The sequence below is a fragment of the Acinetobacter sp. S-1 genome (assembly GCF_059579785.1).
The window spans coordinates 2,034,405-2,060,280 of record NZ_CM184207.1 but is presented as its reverse complement, the minus strand read 5'-3'; the positions used below and the strand labels follow the sequence as shown (position 1 = coordinate 2,060,280).

The 25,876-nt window shown below is 37.6% G+C and carries 23 protein-coding genes and 1 pseudogene; 16 read left to right on the top strand and 8 right to left on the bottom strand.

The features are described 5' to 3' along the window. Window positions 1–227 precede the first annotated feature (227 nt). Window positions 228–2,393, top strand: coding sequence for a malate synthase G (locus AC52J8_RS09830; RefSeq protein ID WP_002117981.1), 2,166 nt, complete (start codon window positions 228–230; stop codon window positions 2,391–2,393). 98 nt (window positions 2,394–2,491) lie between these two features. After that, the gene (locus AC52J8_RS09825; protein ID WP_086398952.1) at window positions 2,492–2,953 is read left to right on the top strand and encodes a GNAT family N-acetyltransferase; all 462 of its coding nucleotides are present in this window, start codon (window positions 2,492–2,494) and stop codon (window positions 2,951–2,953) included. A gap of 56 nt (window positions 2,954–3,009) precedes the next feature. Here AC52J8_RS09825 and AC52J8_RS09820 read toward each other — a convergent pair whose 3' ends face one another. The 6 genes and pseudogenes from AC52J8_RS09820 to AC52J8_RS09795 all read right to left on the bottom strand — a co-directional run bounded on the left by AC52J8_RS09820 (window position 3,010) and on the right by AC52J8_RS09795 (window position 8,979). After that, window positions 3,010–3,423, bottom strand: a complete 414-nt coding sequence (locus AC52J8_RS09820; protein WP_086398953.1) for an ExbD/TolR family protein — start codon at window positions 3,421–3,423, stop codon at window positions 3,010–3,012. A gap of 19 nt (window positions 3,424–3,442) precedes the next feature. Then, a complete protein-coding gene (locus AC52J8_RS09815) occupies window positions 3,443–3,865 on the bottom strand; it encodes an ExbD/TolR family protein (RefSeq protein WP_086398954.1) in 423 nt (140 codons plus the stop codon). 15 nt (window positions 3,866–3,880) lie between these two features. Next, the gene (locus tag AC52J8_RS09810; protein ID WP_086398955.1) at window positions 3,881–4,762 is read right to left on the bottom strand and encodes a MotA/TolQ/ExbB proton channel family protein; all 882 of its coding nucleotides are present in this window, start codon (window positions 4,760–4,762) and stop codon (window positions 3,881–3,883) included. 40 nt (window positions 4,763–4,802) lie between these two features. Next, window positions 4,803–5,513: an energy transducer TonB gene (locus AC52J8_RS09805; RefSeq protein ID WP_086399046.1), complete on the bottom strand. Its 711-nt coding sequence runs from the start codon at window positions 5,511–5,513 to the stop codon at window positions 4,803–4,805. A gap of 109 nt (window positions 5,514–5,622) precedes the next feature. Continuing rightward, window positions 5,623–8,337: a TonB-dependent receptor gene (locus AC52J8_RS09800; protein ID WP_213034646.1), complete on the bottom strand. Its 2,715-nt coding sequence runs from the start codon at window positions 8,335–8,337 to the stop codon at window positions 5,623–5,625. Between the two features lie 520 nt (window positions 8,338–8,857). Beyond that, window positions 8,858–8,979 (bottom strand): annotated as a pseudogene (locus tag AC52J8_RS09795) (hypothetical protein). Window positions 8,980–9,110: 131 nt separating this feature from the next. Here AC52J8_RS09795 and AC52J8_RS09790 point away from each other — a divergent pair. The 7 genes from AC52J8_RS09790 to AC52J8_RS09760 all read left to right on the top strand — a co-directional run bounded on the left by AC52J8_RS09790 (window position 9,111) and on the right by AC52J8_RS09760 (window position 19,388). Then, window positions 9,111–10,901, top strand: coding sequence for an ABC transporter substrate-binding protein (locus tag AC52J8_RS09790; protein ID WP_086398956.1), 1,791 nt, complete (start codon window positions 9,111–9,113; stop codon window positions 10,899–10,901). A gap of 15 nt (window positions 10,902–10,916) precedes the next feature. Further along, window positions 10,917–12,740, top strand: coding sequence for an ABC transporter substrate-binding protein (locus AC52J8_RS09785; RefSeq protein WP_086398957.1), 1,824 nt, complete (start codon window positions 10,917–10,919; stop codon window positions 12,738–12,740). Then, window positions 12,741–14,774: a M3 family metallopeptidase gene (locus tag AC52J8_RS09780; RefSeq protein ID WP_086398958.1), complete on the top strand. Its 2,034-nt coding sequence runs from the start codon at window positions 12,741–12,743 to the stop codon at window positions 14,772–14,774. It begins immediately after the preceding gene. 12 nt (window positions 14,775–14,786) lie between these two features. Beyond that, window positions 14,787–15,725, top strand: a complete 939-nt coding sequence (locus AC52J8_RS09775) for an ABC transporter permease (RefSeq protein WP_005304778.1) — start codon at window positions 14,787–14,789, stop codon at window positions 15,723–15,725. A gap of 7 nt (window positions 15,726–15,732) precedes the next feature. Further along, a complete protein-coding gene (locus tag AC52J8_RS09770) occupies window positions 15,733–16,875 on the top strand; it encodes an ABC transporter permease (RefSeq protein WP_086398959.1) in 1,143 nt (380 codons plus the stop codon). 12 nt (window positions 16,876–16,887) lie between these two features. Then, on the top strand, window positions 16,888–18,621 hold the full coding sequence (locus AC52J8_RS09765; RefSeq protein ID WP_086398960.1) for an ABC transporter ATP-binding protein: 1,734 nt from the start codon (window positions 16,888–16,890) through the stop codon (window positions 18,619–18,621). Window positions 18,622–18,728: 107 nt separating this feature from the next. Continuing rightward, complete coding sequence (locus AC52J8_RS09760) at window positions 18,729–19,388, top strand: SOS response-associated peptidase family protein (RefSeq protein WP_197739004.1); 660 nt, start codon at window positions 18,729–18,731, stop codon at window positions 19,386–19,388. A gap of 59 nt (window positions 19,389–19,447) precedes the next feature. On the opposite strand, the gene AC52J8_RS09755 is transcribed toward AC52J8_RS09760, so the two are convergent. Continuing rightward, the gene (locus AC52J8_RS09755) at window positions 19,448–19,816 is read right to left on the bottom strand and encodes a hypothetical protein (RefSeq protein WP_005069482.1); all 369 of its coding nucleotides are present in this window, start codon (window positions 19,814–19,816) and stop codon (window positions 19,448–19,450) included. A gap of 294 nt (window positions 19,817–20,110) precedes the next feature. Between AC52J8_RS09755 and AC52J8_RS09750 the strand changes: the two genes are divergently transcribed. Continuing rightward, window positions 20,111–20,968, top strand: a complete 858-nt coding sequence (locus AC52J8_RS09750; protein WP_086398962.1) for a 3'(2'),5'-bisphosphate nucleotidase CysQ family protein — start codon at window positions 20,111–20,113, stop codon at window positions 20,966–20,968. A gap of 57 nt (window positions 20,969–21,025) precedes the next feature. After that, a complete protein-coding gene (locus AC52J8_RS09745; RefSeq protein WP_086398963.1) occupies window positions 21,026–21,760 on the top strand; it encodes a histidine phosphatase family protein in 735 nt (244 codons plus the stop codon). Between the two features lie 56 nt (window positions 21,761–21,816). On the opposite strand, the gene rpsT is transcribed toward AC52J8_RS09745, so the two are convergent. Further along, window positions 21,817–22,083, bottom strand: coding sequence for a 30S ribosomal protein S20 (gene rpsT / locus AC52J8_RS09740; RefSeq protein ID WP_002117906.1), 267 nt, complete (start codon window positions 22,081–22,083; stop codon window positions 21,817–21,819). Between the two features lie 212 nt (window positions 22,084–22,295). Here rpsT and AC52J8_RS09735 point away from each other — a divergent pair, with 212 nt between their 5' ends. The 5 genes from AC52J8_RS09735 to AC52J8_RS09715 all read left to right on the top strand — a co-directional run bounded on the left by AC52J8_RS09735 (window position 22,296) and on the right by AC52J8_RS09715 (window position 25,795). Further along, on the top strand, window positions 22,296–22,961 hold the full coding sequence (locus AC52J8_RS09735) for an NAD(P)H-binding protein (RefSeq protein ID WP_086398964.1): 666 nt from the start codon (window positions 22,296–22,298) through the stop codon (window positions 22,959–22,961). A gap of 12 nt (window positions 22,962–22,973) precedes the next feature. Continuing rightward, window positions 22,974–23,480: a ribonuclease E activity regulator RraA gene (gene rraA / locus AC52J8_RS09730; protein ID WP_086398965.1), complete on the top strand. Its 507-nt coding sequence runs from the start codon at window positions 22,974–22,976 to the stop codon at window positions 23,478–23,480. Between the two features lie 24 nt (window positions 23,481–23,504). After that, complete coding sequence (locus AC52J8_RS09725; RefSeq protein ID WP_086398966.1) at window positions 23,505–24,284, top strand: glutathione S-transferase N-terminal domain-containing protein; 780 nt, start codon at window positions 23,505–23,507, stop codon at window positions 24,282–24,284. 140 nt (window positions 24,285–24,424) lie between these two features. Then, window positions 24,425–25,357, top strand: coding sequence for a Dyp-type peroxidase (locus tag AC52J8_RS09720; protein WP_086399048.1), 933 nt, complete (start codon window positions 24,425–24,427; stop codon window positions 25,355–25,357). A gap of 81 nt (window positions 25,358–25,438) precedes the next feature. Continuing rightward, window positions 25,439–25,795, top strand: coding sequence for a hypothetical protein (locus AC52J8_RS09715; protein WP_086398967.1), 357 nt, complete (start codon window positions 25,439–25,441; stop codon window positions 25,793–25,795). Window positions 25,796–25,876: the final 81 nt, after the last annotated feature.

The window sequence follows — 25,876 nt, the reverse complement described above, 5'->3', positions numbered from 1 at the left end:
TTGTCTGTTAACAAAAAGTCTAGTTTCAGTATCTTTAAATATTGAATAAATTGATGGGAATCCTAGTTAGAATTTTAATATTTCCTATATAGAAAATTTTATCTTTGTCAATAGTTTTGCCGGGGAAAATGCTTACTATTTAGGAATGTGATATTAGTATTCAGCTTAATTTAAATCGGTATACTAGGATTCTCTTGGTATAAAAAGTAGCAACTTCAGGAAAGACAATGACTGCACGTATTCAAAAAGGCAAGTTAGCGATTGCTAAAGAACTTTACGATTTTATCGAAAATGAAGCTTTACCAGGTTCTGGTTTAGATAGTGAAACTTACTGGAAGAACTTTGAGCAAGTTGTTGTCGATCTTAGCCCAAAAAATAAAGCATTATTGGCTAAGCGTGATGAATTACAAGCAAAAATTGATGAGTGGCACCGTAACAACAAATTTGAATTAGGTGCTTATAAAGCGTTCTTAACTGAAATTGGTTATTTATTACCAGAAGTTGAAGATTTTCAAATCACTACTGAAAATGTAGATGAAGAAATTGCGTTGTTGGCAGGACCACAGTTAGTTGTACCTGTACGTAATGCACGTTATTGCTTAAATGCAGCAAATGCCCGTTGGGGTTCTTTATATGATGCACTTTACGGCTTCGATGTAATTTCTGAAGAAGGCGGAGCTGAAAAGGGTAAAGGATATAATCCTGTTCGTGGTGCAAAAGTTATTGAGTTCGCTAAGAATTTCTTAAATGAAGTTTTCCCGCTTGCTCAAGGTTCACATGCAGATGCAACAAAATATGCAATTGAGCAAAATAAACTCGTTGTAACTTTGAAAGATGGTTCAAAAACAGGTTTAGCTCATGAAGCTCAGTTTGTTGGTTTCAATGGTGAAGAAGCAAATCCTTCAGAAGTTGTACTTTTAAGTAATGGTCTTCATGTCATTATCGAAATTGATGCAAATAGCCCAATTGGACAAACTGATCCAGCGGGTGTTAAAGATTTAACATTTGAAGCGGCAGTAACCACAATTCAAGATTTGGAAGACTCTGTTGCGGCTGTGGATGCAGAAGAAAAAGTTGAAGGTTACCGTAACTGGTTAGGTTTAATGAAGGGTACACTTCAAGAATCTATCGAAAAGAACGGTAAAACGATTGTTCGTGATCTAAATAAAGATCGCGAAATTAAAAACTTAATTGGTGGTACAACAAAACTTCATGGTCGTTCACTTATGTTACTTCGTAACGTAGGTCACTTAATGACTAACCCAGCTATTTTGGTAGACGGCGAAGAAATTTTTGAAGGTATTATGGATGCATTGGTCACTCCATTGTTATCAATTGCTGATATCCGTAGTACAAACGAAAATAAAAACTCTCGTAAAGGTTCTATGTATATTGTTAAGCCAAAAATGCATGGTCCTGAAGAAGTTGCGTTTGCTGTAGAGTTATTTGAACGTGCTGAACAGGCGATTGGATTACCACCTAAATCGTTAAAAATCGGTATTATGGATGAAGAGCGCCGTACATCTGTAAACTTGAAAAACTGTATTGCTGCTGCTAAAGACCGTACGATCTTTATTAATACTGGCTTTATGGACCGTACGGGTGATGAAATCCATACTTCTATGGAAGCTGCACCTGTTGTTCGTAAAGAAGCGGTTAAAACACAAAAATGGATTGCTGCTTACGAAAACCGTAACGTTGCGATTGGCTTGAAATGTGGTTTACAAGGTAAAGCACAGATTGGTAAAGGCATGTGGCCAAAACCAGATAGCATGAAAGATATGTTAGCAACTAAAGCTGCACATCCAAATGCTGGTGCTTCATGTGCTTGGGTTCCATCTCCAACTGGTGCTGTACTTCACGCGATGCATTATCATCAAGTGAATGTAAAAGCACGTCAAGATCAGTTAAAAGCTGAAGAAATGTTGTCATTAGATGACTTGTTAACCCCTCCATTTGCACCTGATACAAACTGGTCAGCGGAAGAGATTAACAATGAACTTGAAAATAACTGCCAAGGTATCTTAGGTTATGTTGTTCGTTGGGTTGACTTAGGTGTAGGTTGTTCGAAAGTTCCTGATATTAACAACGTGGGCTTAATGGAAGACCGTGCAACATTACGTATTTCTTCTCAACACGTTGCGAACTGGTTACGTCACGGTATTGTGACTCGTGAACAAGTTGAAGAAGTGCTTAAACGTATGGCAAAAATTGTTGATGAGCAAAATGCAAATGACCCATTGTATAAACCAATGGCAGCTAACTTTGAAACAAATATTGCTTTCCAAGCAGCTTCTGATCTTATCTTCAAAGGTTGTGAACAGCCTTCTGGTTACACTGAGCCGTTACTTCATGCTGCTCGTTTGAAGTTAAAAGGTTATACAGGTGATTAATTTCATCCTGTTTTGAAAAAAGCCTCTTCGGAGGCTTTTTTATTTTCGGTATATTTTGTGCTTATAGAAAGGGAATTTATAGCTAAAAGGTTTTGAATTTGATTAGTCTAAAAGATCTCGATCGTGAGAATTGGATTCGATGTGCAAGATTATCATTAGATGAATCTCAAAAAGATTATGTTGCACCAAATGTATATTCTATTGCTGAGTCTAAAGTGGAAGAACATTATTGTCCAAGAGTGATTTTTTCGGATGATAAAGTCATTGGATTCTTAATGTACTGTGTCGAAGTTGACCTACCTGATGAGACATTATTTTGGTTGTTTCGTTTTATGATTGGCAAAGATCATCAAGCCAAAGGTTATGGTACCAAGGCATTGCAAATGGCAATTGATGAAATAGCTGCAAAAGGAGCTAAACGAATTAGAACGATGTATAAATCGTCCAACTATGTGGCTGGAAAACTTTATAAAAAAATGGGTTTCCGAGAAACTGGAGAATATGATGAGTGTGGAGATATTATTTTAGAGTTGAATATTTCACTTCAAAAAAAACGCTAACTGAAGATTCAAGTTAGCGCAGGAGTTAATAGAATTAAAAAGATTGAAGAGCAATATTAGTTACTGCTCACAATTCCAATTTTAGTGACACCTAAACGTTGTGCAGTAGCCATGACCATCGCTACATTCTTATATTCAGCCATCTGGTCTGGTTTGAGTTTGATCTGGTCTTGATCTTTTTTAGCAACCACACCTTGAAATAAAGTCTCTAGCGTCTTTCTGTCAGAAACCTCTTGGTTATTCCAAAATACTTTGCCTACCGCATCAATTCTTACATCAATCACTTCAGGTGGCTTTTCATTTGTTGGTGGCGGTGTGCCATTTGGCAAATTAATATTAATCGCATTGTTTGGTGCAGGTATGGTAATAATAAACATAATAATGAGTACCAACATGACATCAATAAGAGGTGTCATGTTGACTTCTAACATCACATCGTCATCATTATTTGAACCGACATTCATACCCATAAAATTCTCCTTAAGTTAATTACGGGGAGGCTGGAGGGGTAGTAACAAAAGCAATTTTGCCAATACCAGCTTCTTTGGTCGTACTAATGACCTGATCTATCGCTTCAAAATGGGTAAGTTGATCACCCCGAATATGAACTTCTGGCTGAGGTCTTTTTTGTGCAACTGCTTGAAGTTTTGCCAGCAATATCTCTTTACTAGGCACATAACTTTCGTTCCAGAAAATATCGCCTTTCTTATTTACTGAGAGTTGAATATTTTCAGGCGTGGTTGCATATAGAGTATTTTTTTCTTCTGGTAGTTTCACTGGAACTGTATGTGTGACTACCGGAATAGTAATAAGAAAAATAATAAGTAAAACCAACATGACATCAACCAAAGGTGTCGTGTTAATTGTGCCAATCATTTCATCATCATCTTCAGAACCAACACTCATACCCATAATGTTTGCTCCCGATTATTTAATACTGCGATTAACTGAATTATTGGTATTAATTTCTCCACTTAATAAAACCGCATGTAAATCTGAACCAAATGAACGTACATTTTCCATAACTGCTTTATTTCGGCGAGTAAGCCAGTTGTAACCAAGTACAGCAGGTACTGCGACTGCAAGACCAATCGCTGTCATAATGAGAGCTTCACCAACGGGCCCTGCAACTTTATCGATAGATGCTTGACCTGAGATACCGATGGCTGTTAATGCATGATAAATTCCCCATACAGTACCAAAAAGACCAACAAATGGTGCGGTAGAACCTACTGTTGCTAAAAAGGCTAAACCACCACCTAAATGATTTTGTATTTTCTCAATTGCGCGTTGAATTGAAATGCTCACCCATGTATTAAAATCGATTCGTTCAAGTAAAGAACCGCCATGTGATTTAGTTGAATTAATGCCTTTTTCTGCAATAAAGCGATAAGCGCTACTTTGTTCTAAACCTTCTGCAACATTATCAAGGGAAGTCGCTTCCCAGAAATGTTTTTCAGCTTCTTTGCCTTGGCGTTTAACTTTACCTTGCTGCAATAGTTTAGAGATGATGATGTACCAAGTTCCAATCGACATGAGTACTAATATAAATAAGGTAGACTTAGCAACTAAATCACCTTCACGCCAAAGGGCTTCTAGGCCATAAGGGTTTTTAACAGTTTCACTTGTTGCGGGTTTCGGTGGTGGAGTTGGAGTATTTGTACTTGACGTAGCTTCAGTAGTTGCTGTGGCCACAGGAATATTGCTTGTTTCTTCTGCGAAAACTGAGCTTAATGGAAGTAACGAGCAAGCTGCGATTAGGCTTGCAGAAGCGAAACGAACTAACGGTTGAGTTGATTTTTTCATCATATATCTCCAATATTTTTTAATTTCTTGCTAATTCAATTGTTTATTCAATTACAAATGGATATTCAATTTCATACCAATCTTGCTGAGGTACACCATCTTTCATTGCTGGTTTAAAAGTACATAAGCTGTAAGCTTTAGTGGCCGCCTTATCAAGAATCCTACTACCACTCGATTTCTTTACCTTTGCTTCTATAACCTTGCCATTGGTATCAACTAAAACTCGAATGCGGACAGTGCCTTGTTCTCCACTCATTTCTGCTTCGCGTGGATATTCTGGTTTTTCACAGCCAGCTGAACCTTCTGAAACACCGCGACTTACACCAACAGGTTTTGGTGTCGGCGCAGCAGCCACTGGAGCAGGTGCAGCAACAGGGCTTGGTGACGGGGTACTAGGTGCAGCAGGAGCTGGGGTAGCCACTTTAGTTGGTTGAGTTACCGGAGTTGTTTTTTGTACAGGTATCACTTTTTCGACCTGTTTCACTGGCTCAGGAACCTTGGCAACTTTTTCTACCATTTTTGGTGGCTCAGGTGGTTTTTCCTTAGGTTTTGGATCCTCCGGCTTTGGTGGAGGAGGTGGCTTAATATCCTGAATAATTTGTAATTCCACAGGTTTTTCTGCTGGTTTTTGAATATTGTTTGCTAAACCTGACATTAGAATATAGGCAACAAGAAGATGCAGAAAAATGACTGCAGCAATACCAATTAAGCGTTTGGCAGATTTATTTTCTATGTCTGTAAAAGTCATGCCGATAGTTACTCCTGAAACTGTAGACAAACAATTTTTAAAATGACTGTTTGGCTAAGAATGAGTATTTGTTCTGCAAACACAATGTTTAAAGGCATGTTTGCAGAACAACCATTTAGAACTTATATGTACCTCGTACAAAGTAAGTACGTCCTAAAGGATCTGCATAACGTGGGTCATACCCCATTTGAAAGTTGTCACCAACATTTGAAGCAGGAGGATCTTCATCAAAAATATTTTTAATTCCTGCGGTGACTTCTAGATTTTTAAAGCCTTTGTAAGTACTTGAAATATTATAAATTGTATAGTCGCTCACTTTGTGGTCTTGATAACCTGCCTTGACAGTGGAGCTTGAGTTTTGGTCATCATAACCACGAGTGAATTGTTGTTGGAAATTTACGCCCCAGTTTTGATAATTCCAGTATAAATTAGCAGTATGTTTCCAACGAATAATTGGGGCATCTCCAACATATGTGCCTAAACTACTAATCCATTCTCCATCTTTTTCATTTTGATATTTATATTTAATGACATAAGTCCCATCGATTCCAAAGCCAAATCGACCTGTTGTTGTCATTGGGGTTATATAATTTAGACTTACATCGACACCAGAAGTTTTTAAATCACCCATATTGTCTTGAGTAGTAATGATATGGTTAAGTGTTCCATCTGGGTTGCGTACGAACTTGTCGGCATATTTTGTTGGATTGTTAAAAATATCAATCTCAGGTAATGCAGCAATTTGATTTTCAACTTCAATATTAAAGTAGTCTAAAGTTAGAACTAAATTTTTAATTGGTTCTAGAACTAGGCCAGCAGTAAATGATTTTGATTCTTCAGGGTCGAGATCTTTATTTCCTCCATTTTTGCGATCAAATTGGGTTTCACAATCACGACTGGCAACACCACCAGGTGGAAGAGTATCTCCTGGTTTTTTAGGAGGGCCATTCGGACAAAGTACAGGGTCATTATGATAGGCTGAAGTATTTGTTATAGAATTAGGAGCATTTACTTCCCATAAAGTTGGTGCTCGGAATCCTGTACTATAAGAAGTACGGAACATTAATTGTTTAATTGGTTCCCAACGAAGTGCGAATTTAGGATTAAACGTATCGCCGAAATCACTATAATCATCGTAACGAGCAGCAAGTTGAGCTTCTAAAGTTTTATGTAAGGGAATATGCAGTTCAGTAAAGACTGCTTTAATATCTCTTTTTCCTTTATTCGTAGGTTCATTCGGATCAACTCCTGTACTTGGTGCTTGACTAGCCACTTCAGATACTACGTTTGAGGTCCATTCATCGTGGCGATAGCTAGTTCCAATTGCAAAACCAACGTCACCGGCAGGTAATTTAAATATAGGTCGACTGGCGGTGAAATCAACAGTAGTTGAGTCAACGTCTGCTTTTAAATAAGCACCAGTTACACCTAATGTATCCCATAAACCTGCATCTTCTGATGCTTGTGGACCGAATGGGTTTAAAATACCATTATTTAAAGCCTCTTGAGTTTTGTTGTAGTTAAGATACCCACTGTTTAATCGATCTTCCGCTTCGCTATGAGCATAAGTAACTCCAGTATTAATATCCCAACCGAATGCTTCACCCTCTAGACCACCGAATACACGATGTGACTCGTTAATACTAGAACTAACACGATTGCCAGCTTGAGAACGAATATAAAGTTCAAGTGGACCGCTCACATTATTCATTCCAGGAGTAATACCATTACCTGGATAATATTTGCTATCAGGATTTAATGTTAAATCAAAGAAAACATCTGGAGCCACAGAGGTAGTAATTTCATTACGCGCATAGACGTATTCCGCTACAGCATTTAAATTATCATTGAGTTTAAAAGTAGCACGCCCTAGTGCTGAGATGTCTTCAGTTTTTGGAACAATTCCAATCACTGCCTGACTGTTGTAACGGCAGGATCCATTCTGTACGTAAACGAGCGGGTTACCTCCACAGCCCGTGGCTGCATATGGGTTTCCTTCGGCACCAGTTTCCTTGTCATAAAAATTAGCGGGAAAGCTACCGCTACTCCCTTTTGTAATACCTAGTTCTGGTATTAATCCTCCACGTTTACTAACTTTACGATCTTTAGCCATAACGTCGTTACCATGTCGGTAATCGATGACACCAAAAATATTAAATCCATTTTCATCAAGATCACCATAACCACCAAATACGCTTATATCTTGTGTATCACCTCCATTTTGCTCTGGTTGCGTCAAACCACCACTGATGTTTAAACCAGTAAATTGTTTTTTAGTAATGAAGTTGATTACACCACCAATTGCATCTGTACCATAAATTGCTGATGCGCCATCTCGTAAGACCTCAATACGGTCTAACATAGCTAGCGGAATAATATTTAAGTTGGTAACGCCACTATCATAAGCATTTGCAGCTAAACGACGACCATTAAGTAAGATTAAGGTTTTATTGGCACCAATTCCTCGGAGGTCAGCTGCTGAGCCTACCGTTCCACTAGCACCTACATTTTGAGCAGTAACAAAACTTGATTGGTTTGCACTGATCTTTGCTAATGCCTCCTCTGTTGTTGTTACCCCTTGTTTTAAGATTTCATCAACTTTTACGATGGTAATGGGGGAAGCACTTTGTGCTGCAACTCCTTTGATTGAAGAACCTGTAACGGCAACTTTTACGACTTTTGTTGGTTTTTCATCAGTACTTGATTGTTCAGTTTCTGCTGCCTGTGCCAGGGTAAGACACATCATACTTAAACTAAGGGTGCTTAATTTAAGAATTGTTTTGCTGATCTTGGGGGTTGCCTGAGATCGAACATTGTATTTTTTTTTCATCGTGGATTTGATCCCTTTTTGTTGTCGTTAGCGATATTGCTGGAAAGTTTTTAAGCAAAGCAAGTGCCAACTATATATTTTTCTTTTTTTAGTTTATGCAAAATATTGATATATATTGATTTTATTATGGTTCAGCACGAAGGTTCATCTTTTATTAAACAAAAATAAATTTTCCGTTTGGAAAATTTTTTAACGCTGGCCAAAAGTTTCAAATTTTTTTGTATAAAAAATATACATTACTGGACTCTTCACATGCTTAATAAATAAAAATGTATCGTTTTAGAACCTTTTTATATGTAATGTTATACTATTTATAATTCCGGTTTTTGTTATATTTTTTATTTTAAATCAATTGCTTATTTTATAATTATTTGTTAATTTGGCTTGTCTCAATATGAATCATAATTTGTCATTAATGTATTTTATTTGTGCATTTAAGGTATTAGATGATTAACATATGCAAATATAATATTTGGCAAAAAGTTACTTTTATTTATATAGTTCAAACCATTTTAAGTACCTAATAAAAATATGAATTTCTAATATTATTAATTATTTTGTGATGAATATTAATAAATGGCATGAAATTCGCTTTATTTTCAGTAGTTACAAAAGATTGGGTTTTTGACTTTGTTTTTCCATTTGTTCAAATAAAAATGCTCATAGAAAAGTAAAGAATTAAACCCAAATAGGCTTATCTGTTGAAAAAGAACTTTTCTTATGCAGATTTAGATGTTACTCAAAAGGATAATATCTTTTAAAAAACTAATTACGTGGGTATGAACTTGAAATTAAAATTTTTTAAGCTCGCCATTTTAAGTCTGGCTATTACATCAATTCCTTGTGCTTACGCAATTACGCCAGCGCAACCAAACAAAATTTTGCATGTTGCCTATGAAGCCCCAGATGATGGCTTCGATATGGTCAAAACCACCAATTTCTATAGCGCTAATATTGCTGAGGCAATTTTTGAGCCTTTACTTAAATATGACTATCTGGCACGCCCATTACAGTTAGCTCCCTATACAGTAGAGAGCCTGCCCAAAGTGGAACAAGACGGTAAAGTTTATACTTTTAAAATTAAGCCAGGTATCTATTTTACCAATGATCCCGCTTTTAAAGGTAAACGCCGTGAGCTAGTAGCCGAAGACTACGTCTATACAATTAAACGGATTCTAGATCCTAAAAATAGAGCACCGTCTGTTTCATTCATTGATGGTAAGTTACTAGGTGCCGATACGGTTGTAGCTCAAGCAAAGAAAACTGGAAAATTTGATTATGCTGCTCCAATTGCAGGAGTTAAAGCGCTTGATCGATATACTCTACAATTTACCTTAACTCGCCAAGACTATAATTTTCCTTATATTCTTGCCTATATTACTTTTGGCGGAGTTGCTAAAGAGGTTGTTGATTATTACGGTGACCGTATTGGTATGCATCCCGTAGGTACAGGCCCTTACATGTTAAGTAAGTATGTACCAAGAAGTAAGGTCGAGTTGATTGCTAATCCTGATTATCGTGGTTTTGTCTGGAACTTTAAGTCGACAGGAACACCTTGGGATAACCAGCTTGTTAAGGAAATGTCTGGAAAGAAAATGCCACAAATTGGAAAGGTGGTGGTCAGTATTATTGAAGAAGAGCAGTCACGATGGTTAGCTTTTCAGTCGGGTCAATTAGATTTTGACAAACTTACAGCAGATGCTGTTCCTCAAGCTTTAGATGGAAATCAGCTTAAAGCTTCTTTTAAGAAGAGAGGAATTAAACACTTCCCATATAAGGAACCTGAAATTACCTATACCATGATGAACATGCGTGATCCTGTCATTGGTGGTTTTAGCCCAGAAAAGATCGCTCTTCGTAGAGCAATTACTTTGTCTTATAACCAAAAAGAAAGTATAAAACAGGCTTATAAAGGACAAGCTGTTCGGGCTGAAATGTTTATACCTGAAGGTGTGAATGGCTATAATCCGAAATATAAAAGTAGCGTAGGATACAACCCGCTGCTAGCAAATAAATTACTTGATTATTATGGTTATAAAAAGGGGGCTGATGGCTATCGAAATTTGCCAAATGGGAAACCTTTGATTTTAAAAATTAATACAGAAAATAGCTCGGCCTCAGTTATCCACTCCGAACTCTGGAAAAAGAATTTAGATGCGATTGGCATTCGAGCTGACTTTAAAGTGAGTAATTTTGCAGATAACTTAAAAGCCGCAACTCAATGTAAATATATGATTTGGAGTGGGGCATGGATTGCTGACTATCCTGAAGGAGATAATTTTGCACAGTTGCTTTATGGACCAAATGCTGGGCAGGGAAACCATGCTTGTTATCAGTCTAAAACATATGATGCCCTTTATACTCAGGCCATTCATTTACCACCGCAACAACGTCTACCATATTATGAAAAGCTCAATCGCCAGATTGAAGCTGATAACCCATGGATTGTTCATGTAACTCGAATTCGTAACTGGTTAGTAGGGCCACAAGTTCAGGGTTTTAAACCTCATCCTATGATGAATACAAACTGGCAATATCTTGATATTACTCCTATTAAAAAATAATTTTAGATAAAGATCATGATGACTGAAAATTTAAAACAAAAGCTCAAGCACTGTAGTATCAGCTTGCTATTCGCTAGTATGGCCTTAACGGGATCTACAAGTATTTTTGCGAAAAGCCCAGCCGATCCGAATAAAGTTTTACGTTACGTATTTCCAACTGCTGAGACAGGTTTCGACCCGGCTTATATCCATGATTTATATTCGGCGCATGTAACCACTTCGATATTTGAAACTCTATATACCTATGATTATTTAGCAAGGCCGGCAAAACTTATTCCGCAAATAGCAACTGCTATGCCAGAAGTCAGTTCCGATGGTCTGACCTATACCATTCGCATTAAAAAGGGAATTTATTTTACGGCAGACCCTGTTTTTAAAGGCAAACCTAGAGAATTAACAGCCAATGATTATGCGTACTCTTTTAAGCGTTTATTAGACCCGAATCTGCGCTCTCCAAATAGCTGGTTATTAGAAAACAAAATTGAAGGTATGGATGCTTTAGTCAAAGCAGCCAATAAATCTGGAAAATTTAACTATGACCAAAAGGTAAGTGGTTTACAAACACCTGATAAATACACTTTGGTGATTCGTTTAGTTAAACCAGACTATAACTTTCCTTTATTACTGGCCCATGACCCGACAGGTGCAGTGGCACGTGAAGTCATCGAAAAGTATAAAGACAAAGCTGGTTATGTAATGGGCCACCCTGTAGGTACAGGTCCTTATGTGCTGAGCAAGTGGGTACCAGCATCGCGTATTGTTTTAAAAGCGAATCCTGATTATCGGGGCTTTACTTGGAACTTTACTGCCAGCAGCCCTGAAGATCAGGCAATTGTGAAGCGACTTAAAGGTAAAAAAATGCCTCAAATCGGCACAATTGATATTCAGGTAATGGAAGAAAACCAATCGCGGTGGCTAGCATTTCAGCGTGGTGAGGTTGATATATTTCAGCTTGAAGGCCAACTGGTCGCAAAAGCGGTTAAAGACGGTAAATTAAGACCTGAACTTGCTAAAGAAGGTGTGCAGTTATCTCGCATTGTTGACCCCGAAATTAGTTATATTTATTGGAATCTTAAAAATCCAGTTGTTGGGGGAATGAGTAAAGAGAAAATTGCTTTACGCCGTGCGATTGCGATGTCTCGTTCAATAGATCAAGAAATTAAACTAGTAAGAAATGATGATGCACAGCGTCTACATTTTCCAATTCCACCAGGTGTAGTGGGTAATGACCCTCAATACAGAACCAGTACGCCATATTCTGTGAAAGCAGCAAATTTACTATTAGATCGATATCACTATAAAAAAGATGCCTCAGGTTGGCGTACGCAACCAGACGGAAAACCACTTGTCATTGAATATATGGCGCGTAGTGACAGTATTGGCCAGCAAAGCGCTGAGCTGTGGAAAAAAAATTTTGATAGTTTGAATATCCGTATGGTCTTTAAACCCATGCTCTTTGCAGATCTTATTCGTGCGCAAAAACAATGCGACGGTATGTTCGGGTCTTCTGCATGGATAGCCGATTATCCAGATGGGGATAATTTTATGCAAAATTTTTATGGACCTAATACACATATGACGAACTGGTCTTGTGGTTCTATTCCAGAGTTTGATCAGTTGTATCGACAAACGCAACAAATGCAAGCAGGTGCTGAGAGAGATGCACTTTATCGAAAAATGACACGGTTGTTAGAAGTGTATATGCCTGTCCAAATCTCTTATGCACGCTACCGGAATATGCTGGCTCAGCCAAAAATCATTGGATATAAGAAGCATCCAATTTTACATGCGGAGTGGATGTATTTCGATATTGATACAAATACTAAATCTAATCATTAAATGAAAAAAATTGGAGATACGATGAAAAATAATGCACTGAAAATGACAACCTTATGTGTGTTGACCATGGGTATAAGTCAATTTGTAACGGCAGAGACAATACGTCCTACTTTGCCATTACTTAAAACACAACAACTTCCAGCATGGTGTGATGCGAATTTAAAAAAGATTCAGAAAGAGATTTCAAATTTTGAAAAAACGCCTGTTAAAGATAATGCAGCAGCGGCGCCTATATTGGCAAAATGGGATAAAATTTTTGCGCATTTTGAAGATTTCTCAGGTCCTATAAGTCTATATAGTAACGTAGACCCAGATGCAAAGTTACGTAAGGCAGCAGAAGACTGTGAAATCAAAATTAATCAGTTTCATACTGATATATTCCAAAATTCAAAATTATATAACGTCATTAAGAATACCAAAGCTAATGATCCGATAGATCAAAAATACCGTCAAGATATCTTAGATCAGTTTGAAGACACAGGTGTTCAACTTGAGCCAGTAAAGCGTGCACGAATGAAAGCTATTCTGGATGAGTTGACCAAACTCGAACAAGAATATGCGCGTAATGTCCGCGATAATCCGGAGAAACTTGAGTTTACTCCTGAAGAGATGAAAGGCTTACCTCAAAGTTATATTTCAGCATTAAAGAAAAATGCTAAAGGCAACTATTTATTAGGTTTTGAATATCCGGAATATCGTCCTTTTATGGAGTTGGCAGATAATGATGATGCCCGGAAAAGATATCAAATTGCCTTTACTCGACGTGGTACTGAGCAAAATTTAAAACTACTCAAACAAGCAATTGATTTGCGTTATGAGCTTGCCCAGTTATTTGGAAAAGCAAGTTATGCAGATTGGGTTTTAAAAGACCGTATGGCTAAAACGCCTGAGGCTGTAAATGAATTTTTAGTAGAAGTCCAAAAAACAGTAGCACCACTTGAACGTAAAGAAGTAGAAGAACTCCGTGAATTTAAAGCACAAACTTTAAAAACGCCATTAGAAAAAACCGAGATCACACGTTGGAGTGAAGCTTACTGGAGTGAAAAACTTCGTAAGAATAAATATCAGATTGATCAGGAAAAACTTCGTGATTATTTCCCAACTTTAGCTTCTCAAAAATGGTTATTTGCCATTTCATCTGACCTTTATGGAATTGATTTTAAACCCGTCAAAGTTAAAGCATGGCAGGATGAAGTTGAATATTACGATGTAGTTGACAAAAAAACAGGAAAACTCCTTGGTGGCTTATATATGGATAAATTCCCTCGTGAAGGGAAGTATGGCCATGCCGCCGTTTGGGGAGTATACGGTGGCAGCACTTTAACCAATCGATTACCAGTTTCAGCATTAGTCACCAATTTTAACCGTAAAGGTTTAAACAGTGACGAGCTTGAAACTTTTGTTCATGAGTTTGGCCATGCTTTACATGGCATTTTATCAAATACACGTTATGCCAGTCAGTCAGGAACATCCGTAGAGCGTGATTTTGTAGAAGCACCGTCTCAAATGTATGAAGAGTGGGCACGCCGTAAAGAGACTTTATCTAAAGTGGCCGATTATTGCGATCCAGCATGTCCACGTGTTGATGACGAACTAATTGCCCGTTTAAAAGCTGTACATAACTATGGTCGTGGCTTGCGCTATGCGCGTCAGACTCTTTATGCACAGTACGATATGTCATTGCATACTGCTGATGCCTTAAAAGTAAAACCTTTAGAAAGTTGGCAAAAAATGGAGGCTGCTACAGCTTTAGGTTATGTACCAACAACAGAATTTCCTGGGCAGTTTGGGCATTTGATGGGCGGTTATCAAGCAGGTTATTATGGCTATATGTGGTCTGAGGTTTTAGCTTTAGACATGCTTTCTGCATATGGGGATAACCTTAATAACCCACAAGTAGGGCAACGTTACCGTCAAACGATCTTATCGCAAGGTAGCCAAAAACCAGCAGCTGAATTAGTTAAAGATTTCCTTGGCCGTGATCCTGACAATAAAGCATTCTTTAACGAAATTACCGGACAACGGGTTAAATAAGGAATTATCACTATGCTGGCATATGTTATTCGGCGTTTATGGCAGATGATTCCAACTATGTTGGGGGTAGTCTTACTTATTTTTATTCTTTTTAACTGGGTAGGTGGAGATCCTGCTTATATTTTAGCGGGCAAGATGTCTAATCCTGAGCAGATTGAAAACATTCGTAAGCAGTTAGGTGTCGATCAGCCTTATTACGTTCAGCTCTGGATTTTTATTAAGCAGATTCTCACTTTTGACTATGGGGCGAGTTGGAGTACTGGCGAACCTGTTTCTCAAATTATTTTAACCCGATTAGGACCATCGCTCACGCTTTTAATTCCACTGACTATTTTACAGACGGTTATTTCAATTATTTTAGCATTGGCTGTTGCAGCTGTACGTGGTTCTCTAACCGACCGTATGGTCATGATGTTATGTACCATCGGCATGTCGATCAGCATCTTAGTTTACATTATCGTTTTTCAATATGTTCTGGCTTATCAGTTAAGTTGGTTCCCTGTACAAGGCTGGAGCGATAGCTTTACTGATAACTTATTTAAGTTTGCCTTACTACCGATTCTAATCATGCTGGTGGTGAGTATTGCACCGACTTTACGTTTATATCGTAGCTTTGTGCTTGATGAAATTAATCAGGACTATGTTCGAACAGCACGTGCTAAAGGTGTAGGTGAAAGCCGAATCTTAGGTGTACATGTACTGCGGAACGCTTCAATTCCTATTATTACCGATGTGATGTCAACTTTACCTGCATTGCTCATAGGCGCATTTTTAATTGAACGTTTTTTTGGTATTCCTGGGATTGGTCGAGAGGTGATTATTGCAGTTGAGCGGAGTGATTTTCCTGTTATTAAGGCAATTACAGTTTACATCGCCGCTGCAACTATGATTTTTAACCTGATTGCCGATTTGGTCTACAAAGTGGTTGATCCACGTGTACAGTTGAAGTAGGTGGGCTATGCTGAGCGTTTTATTAAAAAGAAAACAACAAACAAAAGCCGAAGCTCATTCATCTGGCCTGTGGAAACTTGCCATGCGTCGTCTTCGGGCCGACAAAATTGCAATGTCATCGCTAGTGATTGTATTGCTTTATTTTATTGTCTTGGTTCTATCAATGACGGGTGTGATTGCATCCGACTGGAATAAAGAGGTTGCAGTAAGTTATGCACCACCTACATTTATAGGCGCAGATAAGACAATAGGTGCAGGGCAAAATGCAGCAGCGATTGAAGAAGAGTTACCAGAAAATCCAGTTGATCCTTTAAAAGATGTAATTAACAAGCTTAAGGCTGAAATTAAACAAGAAAAGAGTGCGGGAAGTGCAATTGATTATTATGGTGTAGTTGACCCTTTAGCCGATGATATGAAAGCGATCGATCAACAACTTGGTGGACATTTACTTGATCAGCAAAGTGAACTTAAAAGCACACTTATATTTGGAGCTGACAAATGGGGACAAGACGTCCTTAAAAAGACTATTAAAGGTGCTGAAACATCAATTATTGTTGGGGTGATATCCGCTTTACTTGCGGTAGGCATCGGTACACTTTTAGGCGCAATTTCTGGATATTTTGGTGGTTGGGTTGATGACATTCTCAACTGGTTTTATAACATTTTTACCTCAATTCCATATTTATTATTAGTTCTCGCGATTGCTGCCGTACTTCAACAAAAAGGCATTTTATCCATTGTTCTGATTTTAGGTTTAACGGGCTGGACGGGTGTTTATCGTTTAATTCGTGCCGAATATATGAAACACACTGCACGTGAGTACGTACTGGCTGCTAAAGCAATTGGTGTTGGACATTTCCGTCGTATGTTCATTCATATTTTTCCGAATGTAAGCCATATTGCTTTGGTTCAGATGTCAATTTTGGTGGTGTCTTTTATTAAATCTGAAGTCATTTTGAGTTTCTTAGGCTTCGGTGTACCAGTAGGCGTAGTGTCTTGGGGGAGCATGCTAAATGAGGCACAAAGTGAACTTCTTTTAGGCAAATGGTGGCAGCTTGTAGCAGCCTCTGTCGCAATGGCTGTTTTAGTTACTGCATTCTCAATGTTTACTGATGCTCTTCGTGATGCATTAGATCCAAAACTAAAATAAGAGGAAACCCTAATGTCTGAACAAGAAAATAAGAGTATGCCATTACTTCACATTGAAAATTTACGTGTAAGCTTTAAAGGCGAAGAAAAAAAGTATATCGAAACTGTAAAAGGAATCTCCTTTGATATTCCAGCAAATACCACAGTTGCTTTAGTTGGCGAGTCGGGTAGCGGCAAATCGGTTACTTCTTTGGCAACTATGGGATTACTTCCTGTCGGTCAGAGCAAAATTGATGAGCAAAGTAAAATTATATTTGAAGGAAAAGATTTACTGAGCTTATCCCGTAAAGAGATGCGACAAATCTGTGGTAAAGACATAGCCATGATTTTTCAGGAGCCGATGTCATCATTAAATCCTGTTTTTACGGTTGGCAATCAAATTGCAGAAGTGTTGTGTTTGCATATGGGGTTGAGCCGTAAACAGGCTCGACAACGCGTTTTAGAGTTGCTTAAAGAAGTAGGTATTCCTTCACCTGAAACTAAAATTGACGCCTATCCAAATCAACTTTCGGGTGGTCAACAGCAACGTGTCATGATTGCTATGGCGATTGCGTGTGAGCCTAAACTGCTCATTGCCGATGAACCGACTACGGCCCTTGATGTCACGATTCAAAAGCAAATTATTGATTTACTCGAGTCATTGCGTAAGCGCCGTCAAATGTCGATGCTTTTTATTACCCACGATTTAGCATTGGTTGGTGAAATTGCAGATAAAGTCATTGTAATGCGTCATGGCGAGATTAGAGAGCAAGGTGCTGCTGATCAGGTCCTTGAACAGCCTAAAGATGTATATACGAGAGCTTTGTTATATTGCCGCCCGCAAATGTCACAACGACCTTATCGATTGCCCGTGACGAGCGATTTTATGCGTCAAGAAGACGATGTATTGGTCGAACAAAGTTTTGATGTTTCAGCAATTCCCGAGCGCAAGCGTGGTTTAATTGGTGATGAGAAAATCATCTTAGAAGTAAAAGACCTGAAAAAAAGTTTTTATAGCCGTAAAGGCCTATTTGGCAAAGAAGAGTTTCAGGCCGTAAAAGGAGTTTCTTTTAAGCTGGCTAAGGGAAAAACTTTGGGTTTAGTCGGAGAGTCTGGATCAGGTAAAACGACTGTTGGGCTATTACTCATGCGCTTACATCAGGCATCTGGTGGGCAGGCTTTTATCGAAGGTAAAGATATTCTTTCATTAACTGAAAAAGAGTTTGCTAAATATCAACGGAAAATCCAGATCATCTTTCAAAATCCTTATGCGTCCCTTAATCCACGCTTTACCATTGGGCAGATTTTATTAGAACCTATGCAAATTCATGGGATTGGTAAAGATGAAACTGAGCGCAAACAAATTGCGCTTAGTTTGCTTGAGCGAGTCAATCTGCCTGAACAAGCTTACTACCGATATCCCCATGAGTTCTCGGGTGGTCAACGTCAACGTATTGCCATTGCACGCTGTTTAACGCTGAAGCCTGAAATTTTAATTTGTGATGAATCTGTTTCGGCGCTCGATGTTTCAGTTCAGGCACAAGTACTTAATTTATTGCAAGATTTACAAGAGGAGTTTGGGCTTAGTTATATCTTTATTTCACATGACTTATCGGTTGTGAAATATATCTCTGATCAGGTTATGGTCATGAATCATGGCGAGGTTGTAGAAATAGCCAATTCAGATGAACTCTATGCACATCCTCAACATGATTATACTAAACGACTATTACAAGCGATTCCTCAAGGGATTCAACACGTTTCATGAGCGTAAAGTTATGTCGTTAAGGGCACTTTCGAGTGCCTTTTTATTTGGTTTATGTAGTAAATGCTTATAAAATAAGAGAAGTAAATGTAGAGTATTTTATTCTTGCTATGTGTGCCAATTTTAAACCTTTAACTCTTGCACAACTACAGCAACTTCAGTTACCTGTGGTCGGCTTTAACTATGCCGAAGAGGTTTATCCTGCAGGAACAATGCCACTATTATTCAAATCACCTCAAGGGTTTGAATGGCGCGAAGTGATGTTTGGATTGGTTCCTAAATGGGCTGAAGATACAAATATAGCAAAACATACCTACAATGCCCGCCATGAGACTATTTTCCAAAAACCTAGCTTTCAAGAAGCCGCACTTAAATGTAAATTCGGTGTGATTCCTGTGATCGAATTTTATGAAAGTAAGTATATAAATGATAAGCCTGAGCGGTGGGGTGTACGCCGTAAAGATGGGCAGGCTTTTTTTATTGCAGCGATCTACGAAATTTGCAAAATGAATGAAACGATTATTCGTTCTGCAAGCATGTTGACTATGGATGCTATAGACCATCCAATGATGAAAGACTTTCATGAGCCGGGCGATGTTAAACGATCAGTTATTGTGATTCCACATGACCGACTAGATGAATGGTTAAGTTTAGAATCACCAGATATTTCCAGCTTTATCGAAGGTTTTCCAGTTGAAGAGTTTGAATGCTCTCATGTACCAAAAGAAAAAATTATAAAACCTACACCACAGTTAAGTATGTTTGACTAATCTATCTAAAATTAAGATGAGGTTATTGATCTCAAATTTGAATCAATAACCTATATCACTTATTCAATATTTTTACTTAATGTTTGTACCTCGGAATCTTCAGCTAAATAGCTCAATTCAATCGGTGAAATCACAAAAGTTGTATTATCTGAGGTCTGTTTAAATACAAAACCATATTCAAAAGATTGGCTATTTTTACTTGGTAACCAGAATAGATAAGGACAGCCTGTATAGCTACCATCCCAACCCATTTCTCTAGCGAGAGCCAACGCTGTATCAGATTTCGCTATGATTTCTTTGAGTGATTCTTTATCTCGTGTTGAAACATCACCATCATCATCTGCAAATGTTTGTAGAAACTCATTTAAGGGCTTAAGGTCTTCCCAGTTATGTTCTATTGTTGAGAAATGATATCCATATAGCATCATGTGCACTTTCTTCCATCTTGTTATTGTGTCCTTGAACATACCAAGAAATATATGAAAAGGAAATGGATAAATCTGATTTAAGTTGTTTATTTTTCATAACTTATAGATTGTTTTTTGTACGGAATAAAGACTTTTATAAATATTAAAATTATTTATATTACTTAAATAGCATAAGCGGAAAGCAACGGCCTAATGATTAAGATAAATTACTATTTTAGTAAATCAAACTGTTGGCGAATATAGAATTGTTCATAATTCACCTATAATAGAAGTGAAACTATGTAGAGCATATTTATGTTTATAACAACTACACGCCCACAAGATAATTTAATTAATCAACTTCTGCCTATTCTGGAACAGGCGAGTCAGATTTTACTAGAAGAATATCAAAACTATTCAGCGGGTTATGAGTTTACTATTCATGAAAAGCAAGATGATTCACCTGTAACCCAAGCAGATCTAAAGGTAAATAGATTTTTATTAAAGCATCTTGCAGAGATTACTCCAGAGTTGCCTGTATTGTCTGAAGAAAGTGATTATAGTGCCCGTCATGACTGGTCTACTTGTTGGATGTTAGATCCGCTCGATGGTACGAAAGAGTTTATACATGAACGTGATGAATTTACGATCAATCTAAGCTTGATCAACGGCAAAGAAACAGTTTTCTCAGTTATTGCCGTGCCATGTGAACAAGTTGTGTACTTAGGATATCTACATGATTTACCTTTTAAATATAGCTTTAGCCAACAACAATGGTATCAATATCAGGTTAGTTCAACTCCGCTAGATGCACCTATACAAATAGGACTGAGTCACGGTAGTAAAAATCCAAAATACCAAAAATTTATTCAACCTATTGAAAAAGAACATCGCATTATTCGGCGAGAAGCAGGAAGTGCCTATAAGTTTTGTATGATGTTAGAAGGTGAAATAGATATTTACCCACGCTTTCATCCTACTTCTGAATGGGATACCAGTTCTGGTCAAGGTCTTTTAGAAAGTATAGGCGGTGGTTTACTTACTCTGGATGGAAAACCTTTTGAATATAACCAAAGAAGCACGGTTTTAAATAAGGGCTTTATCGCTTTTCGTGATCAGGAAAGCAAAAAAATAGCATTTGAAGCATTAGCCCAATCAGGTGTTATCGATTGAGAGTTATGCCAGACATGTTATAGTGGCAAAGTATTGAAAAAAGATGACAAGATAAAGATGGCACTCGATTTATTGCCTAAAAGTATGTTTGAAGCAATTGATTTATTGCCCGATGCTTCAACTCCTGTAACCTTATTTACGCGCCATTCTTTAAGAGAACTTGTAGATGGGCAGGGCTTGGCTGGTTATGATCTCCAACTTACTCCTCAAGGACGTGAGCTTGCGCAGGCATGGGGTAATTACTTAATCAAAAATACAGATCGTGTTATTCAGCATTGTATTTCAAGTCCAATACAACGCTGTGTCGATACGGCGGCACTCATGATTGAAGGGGCTGATGACGTAAGCCCTCAATCAAATACTCATACGATTGAAATTATTGAGCAAGGGCTACTTGTTGAACCGGGTAGCTTTGTGTTGGATATACAACAAGCTGCTCCTTATTTTAAAAAGCAGGGTGCTTTAGGTTTTATTAATAGTTTTGTAAATAATGCATTACCTGGTATGAAACATCCCATTGCGGGTGTTTTAGATGTACTAGAGCTTATTTACCGGACTCATCCAAAAACTAAAGGCGGTCTTAGTTTAGCCGTGAGTCATGACACGATTATTGCAGCAATTGTTGCTGTAATTTCTGGTGAGAATAAAATTAAGAAAGAAGACTGGCCGGAAATGATGGAAGGATTATTTGTCTGGTTTGAAGGTGAAGAGTTTCCAAATTGTAAATTAAAGTGGATTTGGAGAGGAAAGGCCTATGAGCTGAATGTAGCTAAATTTCATAAAGTGCTATAAGCTCAAAACAATAGATAATAAAAAAAGCCCTATTGGGCTTTTTTTACATGTTCAAATTAGTTAGCTAACGCTTTAACTTGAGCATTTAAACGGCTCTTATGACGAGCAGCTTTATTTTTGTGGATGATGCCTTTATCAGCCATGCGGTCGATTACAGGAACAGCTTTTTTGTAAGCTTCTGTAGCAACAGCATAATCACCACCAGCGATTGCACTTAAAGTACGTTTGATGTAGGTACGAACCATAGAACGCAAGCTTGCGTTGTGTTTACGCGCTGTAACGTTTTGACGCGCACGTTTTTTAGCTTGAGCAGAGTTTGCCACTCTTGCACTCCTTGAAAATAAGTTGGTCTGGGCGGGCTGTGGTCAATTCAGTAAACTGGTGTAACCATCACCAGCCCGTAAACAAGTGCCATATTGTGATGAATCAACACCGTGAAGTCAAGCCTTGCGAGCATTTTAAGCGGTTTTAGGGGCTGCTAAAACGGTAAGAAAAGGTTAAATTTGATACAAACTTAAAGAGGGTTGGATAAAAAATGACTATAAGTACTAAAAAAGCAATTGTGATAGGTGCTACGGGACTTGTGGGTTTAGCGCTTGTCGAACAGCTTGAGCAAACACCAGAATTTGAAGCGATTACTGTTGTGGTAAGAAAAGAATCACAACTACTTAATACATATAAAAAAGTTACTCAACTCGTTATAGAGGATTTTTTATTACTCAATGATGAAGATGTGAATGGCCATACCCATGCATTTAGCTGTCTTGGAACAACATTAAAATTGGCAGGCTCAAAACAGGCTTTTTACGCTGTGGATTATGAAATCAATGCTCATTTAGCAGATTTAGTACAAGATAAACATATTCATCTATTGCTAGTGAGTGCCCTTGGAGCAAATGCAAATTCTCCAATTTTCTATAATAAAGTGAAAGGACAGTTAGAAGATTATATTGAGAGTTTAGAACTCGAAAAACTATCAATTTTTAAACCGTCTTTACTGATTGGTAAACGCAGCGATGTACGGTTTATTGAAGACTTAGGACAAAGTCTATTTAAACTTATCGAGAATAAATTTCAAAAGCCATTCAAATATAAGCCAGTAACTGCGGAGCAATTGGCTCATACGATGGTCGTAGCGGCGCTAACGCAAATTGAAGCCTTTAAACGATATGATAATCTGAGCATACAACAAACTCGATAAGGGAGTATTAAAGTGTCGACAGTACCATTTGTAACATGTGATTTATTAGATGATAACCCTGAAAAAGACTTACAGGTTGTAATCCCATCAATGGATGGCAAGTTCTTTCAAAGTTATGGAGCACGTAAAACTTTTGGGGGGCAGGTTGTAACAGTAAAGTGCTTTGAAGATAACTCACGTGTAAAAGAGTTATTGGCAACAGATGGTACAGGTAAAGTATTAGTTGTTGATGGTGGTGCATCTATGCGCTGTGCACTTATGGGTGATTTGATTGCTGAGTCAGCAGTTAAAAACAACTGGAATGGTGTAGTGATTTACGGTTGTGTACGAGATGTTGATGCAATTGCGACCTTAGATTTGGGAGTACATGCATTGGCTGCAATTCCACAAAAAAGTAATCGTAAGGGCATTGGTGAGGTAGATATTAATTTGTATTTTGGTGGAGTCACAATTCAAGCTGGTGATTTTATCTATGCTGATAATAATGGGATTGTGGTAGCAAAAGAAAAATTAGTCTAATTCTCTAATATAAAGGAAGGCACGATGGTGATTCATCAAATTAAAGTACTTCAAGCAGTTGTATCTGCAATTGCTGAAGGTGGTAGAGGTGTTTCAGGAACAGCATTTCCACAACAACCTGTAAAAGCTTTGAAATTATATGAATTTGAAGGTTCACCATTTTGTCGTCGCGTTCGTGAAGTGATTACACTTTTGAATCTGGACGTTGAAATTTATCCATGTCCTAAAGGCGGAACAAAGTATCGTTCAGTTGTAAAAGAAAAAGGCGGAAAATTACAGTTTCCATTTTTAATTGATGAAAATACTGGCGATCAGTTATACGAATCACAAGATATTATTCATCATTTATTTAAACATTATGGTAAGACAGGGAAAACACCTCAGAAATTTTCGAGTTACCCAAACATGCCTTATGTTGCATTTGCAGGAACTATCTTAAATGGTGCCCGTGGAGTTTGGATAAATAAAAAAATTATTGATAGAGCTGCTCCAGAGCAAAAACTTGAGTTATGGAGTTTTGAAGCAAGTCCGTATTCACGAATTGTAAGAAGTCTACTCTCTGAACTTGAGCTTCCATATATTTTGCATAATGTGGCAAAAGAGAGATGGCAAGATATGGGACCTGCTATTTTTCGCTTAAAACCAGGTAAATACATACCTTTAGAAGGTGGAAAAAGAGAAAAGCTATTGCCGATTATGCAGGATAAAATGCAAGTACCATACTTAGTAGACCCAAATACGGGAGTGAAGATGTTTGAGTCGGCTCAAATCGTAAAGTATTTAAAAAAGCAATATGGACGTTGATTAAGGTTAATTTGATAAGAGTTTAGGCGTTTTCTTAAACTCTTATCAACATCAGATTTCTTAACAGGTTGTATGAAAAAAATATGAGTATGCTAAATTAATAAGCTTAAATACCTAAAAAGGCATATTTTATGGAATGTATGAGAATTCAACCTGTAACGAGTGCTCCTGGTGAAAATGCATTATTTATTGTATTGGGACTAGCTCAAGGTGATTCTGTAATAGAAAAAGTAAAAGATTTTGCTGCTAATTTTTCAGCACTAACCAGAAGTCTAACTAATCGTTATCCAGATAGTAAATTTAATGCTACTTTAGGTTTTAGCTCCAATGCATGGGATATATTATTTCCAGAGCAATCCAAGCCTCAAGAGTTACTACCATTTCAAGAAATTAGAGGTCCGAAATACACGGCTGTCTCAACTCCAGGTGATTTATTTTTTCATATTCGTGCTGATCGTCAGACTTTATGTTACGAGCTGGGCAATATAATTAATCAACAGCTTGGTAAGGTAACTTATCCAATTGATGAAGTTCATGGTTTCCGTTATTTTGACGGGCGTGCAATTATTGGCTTTGTGGATGGGACTGAGAACCCTGAACCAGTTATTGCTGCGCAGTGGGCATTAGTAGGCGATGAAGACCCAGATTTTATCGGGGGAAGTTATGCTTTTATCCAGAAATATACACACGATATGGACAAATGGCGTTCATTAACTGACGAAGAGCAAGAAAAAGTGATTGGCCGTAAAAAGTTCAATGATGTTGAGCTCGGCGATGATGAAAAACCTTTAACTGCTCATAATGTGGTTAGTAAAGCTCATGATGCGGAAGGTAATGAACTTAAAATTATGCGAGCTAATATGCCTTTTTCAAATCCTTCTAGAAATGAATATGGCACATTCTTTATTGGCTACTCGCGTAAATTTAGTACAACCCGACAAATGCTTGAGAACATGTTTTTAGGCAACGAGCATGGTAACCTAGATCGGTTACTTGACTTTAGTACTGCTCAAACAGGTACTTTATTTTTTGTACCGACTGTAGATTTTCTTGATGATTTAGGCGATGAATAGTCGTTAGTTTAGAAGACTCAAATGATGGGAGTGACTAGATTACTTCCATTATTTAAATTGAAATAAATATGATGTGATGAAATGTTTAAAAAGATAACGCAGCTTTTTCAAGGCTCAAAAGAAACGCCAGAACAACTTTACTTGCAAGAGAATCAATTAAAATTTGATTCTGAACGTGGGCCTATCATTAATGATGTAGTGATTAATCAAAAGTGGTCAGAGCATCTTGAATATTTCTCAAACCGTAAATTACAGAATTTTGATAATCTTCAAAAGTTATTTCAAATTACGCCACAAATTAATGAAAAGATTGATTTAGAAATCGCAACACAGCGTTATGTTGCAAGATTGGAAAATAATCAAGAAAGGCTACTCCAACTTAAAGCGATTATACAAATATTAAATCAATATTACGTTTTGTTTTTGCGTGATAAATAATCATAGTTGATTGATTAAAAAATATAAAAAGTAGGGCTAACTAGTAGTTTGATTTTCAAAAAAATAACTCATTTCACTAAA

What these genes read in the sequence shown, in the direction of transcription:
- AC52J8_RS09830 (WP_002117981.1), top strand. Translation starts at nt 228, where the DNA reads ATGACTGCACGTATTCAAAAAGGCAAGTTAGCGATTGCTAAAGAACTT.
- AC52J8_RS09820 (WP_086398953.1), bottom strand. Translation starts at nt 3,423, where the DNA reads ATGGGTATGAATGTCGGTTCAAATAATGATGACGATGTGATGTTAGAA.
- AC52J8_RS09815 (WP_086398954.1), bottom strand. Translation starts at nt 3,865, where the DNA reads ATGGGTATGAGTGTTGGTTCTGAAGATGATGATGAAATGATTGGCACA.
- AC52J8_RS09810 (WP_086398955.1), bottom strand. Translation starts at nt 4,762, where the DNA reads ATGATGAAAAAATCAACTCAACCGTTAGTTCGTTTCGCTTCTGCAAGC.
- AC52J8_RS09800 (WP_213034646.1), bottom strand. Translation starts at nt 8,337, where the DNA reads ATGAAAAAAAAATACAATGTTCGATCTCAGGCAACCCCCAAGATCAGC.
- AC52J8_RS09785 (WP_086398957.1), top strand. Translation starts at nt 10,917, where the DNA reads ATGATGACTGAAAATTTAAAACAAAAGCTCAAGCACTGTAGTATCAGC.
- AC52J8_RS09780 (WP_086398958.1), top strand. Translation starts at nt 12,741, where the DNA reads ATGAAAAAAATTGGAGATACGATGAAAAATAATGCACTGAAAATGACA.
- AC52J8_RS09775 (WP_005304778.1), top strand. Translation starts at nt 14,787, where the DNA reads ATGCTGGCATATGTTATTCGGCGTTTATGGCAGATGATTCCAACTATG.
- AC52J8_RS09770 (WP_086398959.1), top strand. Translation starts at nt 15,733, where the DNA reads ATGCTGAGCGTTTTATTAAAAAGAAAACAACAAACAAAAGCCGAAGCT.
- AC52J8_RS09765 (WP_086398960.1), top strand. Translation starts at nt 16,888, where the DNA reads ATGTCTGAACAAGAAAATAAGAGTATGCCATTACTTCACATTGAAAAT.
- AC52J8_RS09760 (WP_197739004.1), top strand. Translation starts at nt 18,729, where the DNA reads ATGTGTGCCAATTTTAAACCTTTAACTCTTGCACAACTACAGCAACTT.
- AC52J8_RS09755 (WP_005069482.1), bottom strand. Translation starts at nt 19,816, where the DNA reads ATGATGCTATATGGATATCATTTCTCAACAATAGAACATAACTGGGAA.
- AC52J8_RS09750 (WP_086398962.1), top strand. Translation starts at nt 20,111, where the DNA reads ATGTTTATAACAACTACACGCCCACAAGATAATTTAATTAATCAACTT.
- AC52J8_RS09745 (WP_086398963.1), top strand. Translation starts at nt 21,026, where the DNA reads ATGGCACTCGATTTATTGCCTAAAAGTATGTTTGAAGCAATTGATTTA.
- AC52J8_RS09735 (WP_086398964.1), top strand. Translation starts at nt 22,296, where the DNA reads ATGACTATAAGTACTAAAAAAGCAATTGTGATAGGTGCTACGGGACTT.
- AC52J8_RS09725 (WP_086398966.1), top strand. Translation starts at nt 23,505, where the DNA reads ATGGTGATTCATCAAATTAAAGTACTTCAAGCAGTTGTATCTGCAATT.
- AC52J8_RS09720 (WP_086399048.1), top strand. Translation starts at nt 24,425, where the DNA reads ATGAGAATTCAACCTGTAACGAGTGCTCCTGGTGAAAATGCATTATTT.
- AC52J8_RS09715 (WP_086398967.1), top strand. Translation starts at nt 25,439, where the DNA reads ATGTTTAAAAAGATAACGCAGCTTTTTCAAGGCTCAAAAGAAACGCCA.